The following is an 8,520-nucleotide window of genomic DNA, read 5'->3' as shown; positions in this document are numbered from 1 at the left end:
TTTCTGATGTCGTCCAGTGAATACTGTTGCTCTGTCATTGTTAGTCCCTGTCTGTCTGCAACTTGATATGTCTATCTGCAACCGATACAAAAAAGCCTCCCGGGAAGGAGGCTGTCTGTTCGTCTTTAGCTTATTTCTTGCGTAACGAATAGCCCCCGTTAAGGTGACATAAAAAAGAAGCTAAAGAAAAACAGGTTTAGTAATCGCATTGGTAATAACTGTGTATTTTGTGATGAATATGACTCAACATTATTCAGCCGATAAGGCCTTGTCAAGCAGAAAGTAAACAGCCCTGCATGGGCAGGGCTGCTTGGGATTGTTTACCCTTTCATACTAGAAGGTAAACAACGCTGTAATCCTCTTAAATAATTATGCTTCAGCTTCTTCTTCTGTTTCTTCAACCCCGGGCTTGCTGCTATGGCTGGCGCGACGCGCTGTTGGCTTATGAGCTTGTTTCTTGAGCTGGCGTTCCAGTTTTTGGTAAACCTCAGTTATGGCGCCGTACATATCGTCATGCTCTGCTGAGGCGACTAGTTGACCTCCTGGAATGGCAGCAGATGCTTCAATTTTGAATTGTTTGCCTGGTTCTGTACTGATGGCTGCATTTTTACTGATAAGTGGAACTTGGTACTTTTCTAACTTCTTGAATTTAAACTCAATACGTTCGCGGATAGCAGGGGTGATATCAAGGTTTTTGCCGGTGATGTTTACTGTCATAATTATCTTTCCTCTTTTGCTACCCTTCGTTGGGTTAACTTCAGATTACTAAAATTATGGCCGAATAATGTGACGTAAATCACACTTGGGCGCATGCGATAATGTCTAGAAAAATTCTGTGATCCGTCTTTACTTGTTGCAAAAAAGTTTGACGAAAGTGCTTGTCGAGGGCGAATTAATTAAGGCAGTATGAGGGTATTAGGAACGCTGGTGGCTGGTGCTAACTAGGGATTAAATTCGAGCTATAACAATAGCTTGGGTGAAAATTGTCCGTTTTTTATAGTGTAAATAAATGCCCGTTCAGGCTTTGAGTCCAACATCACGCAAAAACAGTTGATAAGAAAACAGCAGCCATTGGGCTGCTGTTTTTCATTTAGGCGACGGTATTTGTTTATTGCGGGTTGAGGGCAATAAGTTGCTTGGTGTGTTCAAGTGGTTCTTGCAGGCCGAGCTGTTCATAGGCAACAATCATGAGCTCCAGTGACTGGCGCGCTGCGTGGGTGTCCGGGTACTGGCGCTGGATAAGCTGGGCACGATTGATTGCGGCAACCCAGGCTTCGCGGCGAATATAAAAGTCGGCAGTTGCCAGCTCATAATCGGCCAGTCGGTTCTTCAGGTAGGTCATTCGTGCTTTGGCATCAGCGGCATAGTGGCTATTTGGATAGCGCTCGAGCAGCCGTTTGAAGTCACGAAAAGCCTTGCGTGACGGCTCGGGATCCCGGTCATGACGATCGATGCTAAACAGGTCGTGCATAAAGCTGCGATCCTGCGCCATATTGGTTAGGCCACGCATATACAGAACCCAATCTGCTTTTTCATGTGCTGGGTTCAGGCGATTAAAGCGGTCAATCGTTGCTTCACCAAGCGCTAAATCATCGTTCTTGTAGTAGGCATAAATCAGATCAAGCTGCACTTGTTCCGAGTAGGCGCCAAACGGATAGCGAGAATCTAATGCTTCCAGTTGTTCGATTGCGGTCATCCAGCTTCCACTTTGTAGTGCCTGCTGAGCAGTTGCATACAGCTCTGATGGCGGTACATCTGGCACTACTTCTTCAGTGCTTGAACAGCCTGAAAGAATGGCAACGGCAAGAAAAGTCGTAATTGTCAGGCGTTTCATTGCGGTGTCTGTTTCCTTGATAAAAATTTTATTTCTATGGATCCATTACGGACGGAGCCGTTAACAGATACAATGACACTATTAGGTTATTTTACGCAGCGTTTGACGTTTAGTCCCACGCTTTTTGAAAAAGTTCGCTATGGCACAGCAAATTGAGTTAACAAATACAGTAAATGAGAGCCAGCTAGGTCTTCGACTTGATCAGGTTCTCGCTGAATTATATCCGGATTATTCGCGTTCGCGGATCAAAGAATGGATTTTGAATGACATGGTTTCCGTTGACGGCAAAGTCGTGAATAAACCACGTACAAAAATGATGGGTGGTGAAGAACTTTTCGTTCAGGCAGAAGTCGAGGACGAAGTGCGCTGGGAAGCCCAGGACATTCCGCTTGATATTGTTTATGAAGATGAACATATCCTGGTGATCAACAAGCCACGTGATTTTGTTGTCCACCCGGGAGCCGGTACACCAGATGGTACGGTATTGAATGCCTTGCTGCATCATTGCCCTGAGCTGGCTGAAGTACCTCGTGCGGGGATTGTTCACCGTCTGGATAAGGACACGACAGGCCTGATGGTTGTCGCCAAAACCATTCAAGCCCAGACACGATTAGTTCGTGCGCTGCAAAAGCGTAAGATTACCCGTGAGTATGAAGCGATTGCGATGGGTAAAATGACCGGTGGCGGTACAGTCGAAAAGCCGATTGGCCGTCATTCGACCAAGCGTACCTGCATGGCAGTTCATGAGCTGGGCAAGCCGGCGATTACGCATTATCGGGTTGCTGAACACTTCCGTGAGCATACGCGTATTGTTCTTCGTCTTGAAACGGGGCGAACTCACCAGATCCGTGTTCATATGTCTTACCTGACGCATCCGTTGGTGGGTGATGCAACTTACGGTGGCCGTCCGCGTCCGCCTCGTCATGCATCTGACGAGCTGATCCAGGCGCTGCGTGCGTTTGATCGTCAGGCTCTGCATGCGCGTATGTTGCGTCTTGATCACCCAATCACGGGTGAATTGATGGAATGGCATGCACCGCTTCCAATCGATATGGTTGCAATGATCAATATCCTCCGTAAAGACAAAGAAGAGCACCACGAGGACGATTACTAAGATGTTCATTGTTCCTGACTGGCCGGCTCCGGCCAATATTAAAGCCGTTTCGACCACTCGTGAGGGAGGGGTAAGTCAACAGCCTTATCAGGGGCTGAACTTAGGCTCGCATGTCGGGGACAACATTGAACACGTTCAGTGCAATCGTACTCAATTACAGCAAGAACTCGGGCTGGCAAAATCGCCGGCTTGGCTAAACCAAACCCATAGCACGATAGTTATCGGGGTGAATGCGCCATTGGCGGCAACACCGGATGCCGACGGAAGCTATATTCGTGTTGCTGATATAGCTTGTGCGGTGATGACGGCTGACTGTTTGCCTATTTTACTGTGTGATAGTGCCGGTACTCAGGTTGCTGCAGTACATGCTGGCTGGCGTGGTGCTGCCGATGGAATCATTGAGGCGGCACTGGATACCTTCCATGCACCGGCTGATCAGATCCTAGCCTGGCTCGGGCCGGCAATTGGTCCGGATGCCTTTGAAGTGGGGAATGAGGTGCGTGAGCAGTTTATGGCTGAGTTGCCTCAGGCTGAGCAGGCCTTTAAACCTTACGGTGATAAATGGCTGGCTGATCTGTATTTGCTGGCCCGCCAACGGTTGCAACGAGCCGGGGTTAGCAAGATCTATGGCGGTGATTTCTGCACATTCAGCAGTCCGGAGCGTTTTTACTCATACCGACGAGACGGAGTGACTGGCAGGCAGGCCTCGCTGATTTGGATTGAAAGCTAATAGCCAGATTTTGAATCGTTATGCCCTGAGTTTTGGCAAGATAATGAAGCCCTCGTAGTGATACGGGGGCTTTTTATTTTTGTGGGAGAGCTGGCCCACACACTCTGTTATCTGTAAAGAGTTAGGTTCGTGAATTTCTGCATAACATAGAAAGAATGAAATGATTCATTGGTTGAAAAGTGCTTTGTGTACCACCATATCTATCGAGAGAAAGGATGATATATGGAGGACTTATGCGTCTTGACCGATTTACCAGCAAGTTTCAAATGGCGATATCTGATGCTCAGTCGCTGGCTTTAGGACGAGACCATCAGTATATCGAACCGACCCACCTGATGGTGGCGTTACTCAATCAGGATGGCAGTACGATCCGCCCGTTGCTGACAATGCTGAATGTCGATATTTCCCAATTACGCTCCGGCTTGTCCGAGCTACTGGAACACTTGCCTAAAGTCAGTGGTATCGGTGGTGATGTGCAGCTGTCTCATGGGATGGGTATGCTCCTGAATATGTGCGACAAGCTGGCCCAAAAACGTAAAGACAAATACATTTCTTCTGAGCTATTCATTTTGGCTGCCGTTGACGATAAAGGTTCGTTGGGGCAGTTGCTGAAACAAAAAGGGCTGACAGCCGAGAAGATCGAAAAGGCCATCGAGCAAGTTCGTGGTGGTCAGAAGGTCGATGATCCCAACGCCGAAGAAAACCGTCAGGCCCTGGAAAAGTTCACCATTGATCTGACTGAGCGGGCAGAGCAGGGCAAACTCGATCCCGTGATTGGTCGTGATGATGAAATTCGGCGCACAATCCAGGTGCTTCAGCGTCGTACCAAAAATAACCCGGTGATTATTGGTGAGCCAGGTGTCGGTAAAACCGCGATTGTTGAAGGGCTTGCGCAACGAATTATTAACGGGGAGGTACCGGAAGGCCTTCGCCATAAGCGTGTATTGTCTTTGGATATGGGAGCGTTAATTGCCGGGGCAAAATACCGCGGTGAATTTGAAGAACGACTAAAATCGGTCCTCAACGAGCTTTCTCAGGAAGAAGGCAACATCATCTTATTCATCGATGAACTGCACACCATGGTCGGTGCCGGAAAAGGCGAAGGCTCAATGGACGCCGGTAATATGCTCAAGCCAGCTCTGGCGCGAGGCGAGCTGCACTGTGTGGGCGCCACGACGCTGGATGAGTATCGTCAGTACATCGAAAAAGATGCAGCATTGGAACGACGATTCCAGAAGGTGCTGGTGGATGAACCGACAGTCGAAGATACCGTTGCGATTTTACGTGGTTTGAAAGAGCGCTATGAGCTTCACCACCATGTCGAAATTACCGACCCTGCTATTGTCGCTGCGGCCAGTCTGTCGCATCGCTATATCTCAGACAGACAATTACCGGATAAGGCTATTGATCTTATCGATGAGGCCGCCTCCAGTATCCGTATGCAGATTGATTCCAAGCCTGAGTCATTGGACCGCCTCGATCGCCGTATTATCCAGCTTAAGATCGAGCAGCAGGCGCTGGAAAAAGAAAGTGATGAGGCAAGCCAGAAACGATTAAAGGATTTGTCCGAAGAGCTAGATACCAAAGAGCGAGAATATGCTGAGTTGGAAGAGGTGTGGAATGCCGAGAAGGCGGCTCTTTCTGGTACTCAGTATATTAAGACGGAGCTGGAGCAAGCACGTACCGATATGGAAATAGCGCGTCGTGCCGGTGATCTCAACCGGATGTCAGAACTCCAGTACGGCAAAATCCCTGAGCTGGAGAAACAGCTGGATCTGGCCGCTCAGGCAGAGATGCAGGAGATGAGCTTGTTGAAAAACAAGGTTACCGATGCAGAAATTGCCGAAGTGCTATCACGTCAGACTGGTATTCCTGTTGCCAAGATGATGGAAGGAGAGCGAGATAAGCTGCTGCGAATGGAGCAGGCACTGCACAAACGAGTTATTGGTCAGGATGAGGCTGTCGAGGCAGTAGCCAATGCTATTCGTCGTAGTCGTGCCGGGCTTTCTGATCCAAACCGGCCGATAGGCTCCTTTTTGTTCCTTGGCCCGACCGGGGTTGGTAAAACAGAACTCTGTAAATCCTTGGCTCACTTTATGTTTGACAGTGAAGATTCCATGGTGCGGATCGATATGTCCGAATTTATGGAAAAGCATTCCGTCGCCCGCCTGGTTGGTGCTCCTCCAGGGTATGTTGGCTATGAAGAAGGCGGCTACCTGACAGAAGCCATTCGCCGTCGGCCATATTCTGTGATTTTGCTTGATGAGGTTGAGAAGGCTCATCCTGATGTGTTCAATATTCTGTTGCAGGTACTTGATGACGGGCGCCTGACCGATGGGCAGGGGCGAACTGTCGACTTCCGAAATAGCGTCATCATCATGACTTCCAATCTTGGCTCTGATCGCATTCAGGAGCACTTTGGTGAGCTTGATTATGAGGGGATCAAAAATACTGTAATGGAAGTGGTCGGCCATCATTTCCGCCCCGAGTTCATTAACCGGGTTGACGAAACTGTGGTATTCCATCCGCTTGGTGAAGAGCACATCAAGAATATCGCAAATATTCAGATCACACGTTTGATTAAGCGGCTGGAAGAGAAAGACTATCAGCTTGCGTTGCAAGAGAGTGCGTTGGAATTGATTGCCAAGGCGGGTTTTGATCCTGTCTATGGAGCAAGGCCGCTAAAACGTGCTATCCAGCATTATATCGAGAATCCGTTAGCCCAAGATATCCTTTCGGGTAAGTTCGTAACGGGGAAAGCGATTAATCTTGTTGCTGAAAACGATCGGATCACTGCCAAGCAATAACTGTTGATGGTTCGATGGATATCGAACGTTACTGAAATCTAAAGCCCTCGCTTTAAGTTAAAGCGGGGGCTTTTTATTGCTAGCTATATACACTGGCTTTAGTTATTTGGAGTGGATGTCAATTACGCATGGTTTATTCATTCTTTGGCGAAGTTGTATCACCTAGACCGTTTTTATGAAATTTCTTATACAAAACTCAAAGGCGAAGGGAATCATCTCGCAATAGTATCAAGCAGTTCTTTTGTCAGATGCTAACCCCGTAGAGACTTTCATTACTCTTAATTGTCGTAGACAAAGTTGCAAGTTGTGAAGGGATAGTAATTGGTATGGCTGGTAAGTGGTTATGTTGCTTTATCGCTGTGTTGGGGATGCTGCCGGTAACAGGCTGGACTGCAAAATGTGATTTAGCCTCGAGAGCGCATGTCACGTTAATTTATTTGGAAGACTATGCAAAAGGGTCGAGTGCTGGACAAATAGTTAAACAAAAAGTCGATTACCTGAAGGGGATAATGGCCAGTGGTGCCTTTGAAGAAAGATCGGCAATCAATGCCAGCCTTTCTTATTATGCTGATTCTGATAGTGAGGAACAGTTAGTGATCACTCTGAGCAGTGAGTACTTAGGTTCCTATGATGCCATGACGGAATTGATGAACAGTAAAGGGCATGTTTCTATAGATATTTCACAGTGCCAACCGTAATTCTAGATGTTGAATGAGAAATAAGCTAAATGGAGCTTGGTGCGATAGCGTTGACGCTCCTTTACCTAGCTTTACTTAAGATTCATATTCGATTCATTTTGATTGCGTTAGTCTGCTTTTGATTTCTGGGGATGTTTGTTTTGTCACAATGCTGTCATTGTCGCTCAGCTGGTTGAGAGCATTGTGGATTCTGCCAATAGTAAGGAGAGTCTATGAAAAGCCTTATGGATCAATTGTTGAACCAGGCCAGTAAATATGTCGATAGTTCTTCCAAGTCGTCATCCGGTAAAACTGATTTGCTAAAAGGGGCTGCTGCTGGTGGGTTAATGGGTGCGGTGCTAGGTAATAAAAAAAGCCGTAAACTGGCGACGAAATATGGAAAGAAAGCCGCCATGCTCGGAGGGACAGCTGTCGTTGGTACGCTGGCTTACCAGGCGTATAAAAAATGGCAGCAGGGAGAGAACGTTGAATGGAAGCCAGCCTCAAATAACGAGGAAGGCCGGCCATCTGAGTCGCTGTCCTATAACCATACGTCGATTGTTGACCCACTAATACTGATTAAAGCCATGGTTTTTGCGGCGAAAGCAGATGGACATATTGATAGCAATGAAAAACAAGCCATAGCGCAATGGTTGCAACAGCAGAATATCGATCAAGATGTGGAAGGGCTGATAAACCGTTGGATAAATGAACCACTTGACCCACAAGTGATTGCTTCTGAGGTATCAAATCTCGAGCAGGCATCGGAAGTGTACTTGGTCTCACTACTGGCAATCGATGTCGACCATTTTTTAGAGAAGGCATATCTAGATCAATTGGCGAGTGCGCTTTCTTTGCCGCAAGAACTGGCTTTACGTATACAAGAGCAGGCTAACTTATAAATCACTGCGTCAATATTGGTGATTTATTGTGCTAAGTGGGCCCTATTGGTCATAATTTGTTCGGTTGGGTTGTTTTTGGTGATTTATTTCAAAAGTAGCCTTGCCAACGGAATCCAAGTCTCTATAATGCCGCCTCACCGACACGGAGCGCGGCAACTTAAGCCAGCAACGTATCGGATTGTTCTTTAACAATTTGACCATGCAATCTGTGTGGGCACTCGTGAAATGATTAGTCAAAAGATTTATCAATGAAGCTGAGTGACCAATTCAAGTTGGTACAGCTTTGAGCTGTTTTGTTTTACTTTTTCAAAAGTGAAAGCCAATAGGAGCACAGTCAATTCATTCATTACTTCGGTAATGAATTAACAGTATTCATTGAGCCGTTACTTCGGTAACAACAAAACTTTAATTGAAGAGTTTGATCATGGCTCAGATTGAACGCTGGCGGCAGGCCTA

Annotated in this window: 7 protein-coding genes and 1 other annotated feature; of the genes, 5 read left to right on the top strand and 2 right to left on the bottom strand. The window is 47.0% G+C overall.

Annotated features, from left to right (window positions below; translation table 11 throughout):
* Positions 1–85 precede the first annotated feature (85 nt).
* Positions 86–207, bottom strand: a sequence feature (Phe leader region).
* 162 nt (positions 208–369) lie between these two features.
* The gene (hpf, locus tag MHN01_RS08950) at positions 370–717 is read right to left on the bottom strand and encodes a ribosome hibernation-promoting factor, HPF/YfiA family (RefSeq protein ID WP_075763059.1); all 348 of its coding nucleotides are present in this window, start codon (positions 715–717) and stop codon (positions 370–372) included.
* A gap of 391 nt (positions 718–1,108) precedes the next feature.
* On the bottom strand, positions 1,109–1,834 hold the full coding sequence (gene bamD, locus MHN01_RS08945) for an outer membrane protein assembly factor BamD (protein ID WP_239411039.1): 726 nt from the start codon (positions 1,832–1,834) through the stop codon (positions 1,109–1,111).
* Positions 1,835–1,973: 139 nt separating this feature from the next.
* Here bamD and rluD point away from each other — a divergent pair, with 139 nt between their 5' ends.
* The 5 genes from rluD (at position 1,974) to MHN01_RS08920 (ending at position 8,064) form a co-directional block, all read left to right on the top strand.
* Positions 1,974–2,948, top strand: a complete 975-nt coding sequence (gene rluD / locus MHN01_RS08940; protein ID WP_239411038.1) for a 23S rRNA pseudouridine(1911/1915/1917) synthase RluD — start codon at positions 1,974–1,976, stop codon at positions 2,946–2,948.
* Between the two features lies 1 nt (position 2,949).
* Positions 2,950–3,678 carry a peptidoglycan editing factor PgeF gene (pgeF, locus tag MHN01_RS08935; protein ID WP_239411037.1) on the top strand — a complete coding sequence of 243 codons (729 nt, stop codon included), beginning with the start codon at positions 2,950–2,952 and terminating at the stop codon, positions 3,676–3,678.
* Positions 3,679–3,911: 233 nt separating this feature from the next.
* A complete protein-coding gene (clpB, locus tag MHN01_RS08930) occupies positions 3,912–6,485 on the top strand; it encodes an ATP-dependent chaperone ClpB (protein ID WP_239411036.1) in 2,574 nt (857 codons plus the stop codon).
* Between the two features lie 326 nt (positions 6,486–6,811).
* The gene (locus MHN01_RS08925; RefSeq protein WP_239411035.1) at positions 6,812–7,183 is read left to right on the top strand and encodes a hypothetical protein; all 372 of its coding nucleotides are present in this window, start codon (positions 6,812–6,814) and stop codon (positions 7,181–7,183) included.
* 212 nt (positions 7,184–7,395) lie between these two features.
* Entirely contained in the window at positions 7,396–8,064 is a 669-nt protein-coding gene (locus MHN01_RS08920) for a tellurite resistance TerB family protein (RefSeq protein WP_239411034.1), read from the top strand.
* The last annotated feature ends 456 nt before the right edge of the window (positions 8,065–8,520 follow it).

The sequence above is a fragment of the Photobacterium sp. OFAV2-7 genome, assembly GCF_022347985.1.
In the GTDB taxonomy this organism is placed as follows: Bacteria; Pseudomonadota; Gammaproteobacteria; order Enterobacterales; family Vibrionaceae; genus Photobacterium.
The sequence above is the reverse complement of the archived record's forward strand: the minus strand, read 5'-3'. Positions and strand labels throughout refer to the sequence as shown.

What these genes read in the sequence shown, in the direction of transcription:
- hpf (WP_075763059.1), bottom strand. Translation starts at nt 717, where the DNA reads ATGACAGTAAACATCACCGGCAAAAACCTTGATATCACCCCTGCTATC.
- bamD (WP_239411039.1), bottom strand. Translation starts at nt 1,834, where the DNA reads ATGAAACGCCTGACAATTACGACTTTTCTTGCCGTTGCCATTCTTTCA.
- rluD (WP_239411038.1), top strand. Translation starts at nt 1,974, where the DNA reads ATGGCACAGCAAATTGAGTTAACAAATACAGTAAATGAGAGCCAGCTA.
- pgeF (WP_239411037.1), top strand. Translation starts at nt 2,950, where the DNA reads ATGTTCATTGTTCCTGACTGGCCGGCTCCGGCCAATATTAAAGCCGTT.
- clpB (WP_239411036.1), top strand. Translation starts at nt 3,912, where the DNA reads ATGCGTCTTGACCGATTTACCAGCAAGTTTCAAATGGCGATATCTGAT.
- MHN01_RS08925 (WP_239411035.1), top strand. Translation starts at nt 6,812, where the DNA reads ATGGCTGGTAAGTGGTTATGTTGCTTTATCGCTGTGTTGGGGATGCTG.
- MHN01_RS08920 (WP_239411034.1), top strand. Translation starts at nt 7,396, where the DNA reads ATGAAAAGCCTTATGGATCAATTGTTGAACCAGGCCAGTAAATATGTC.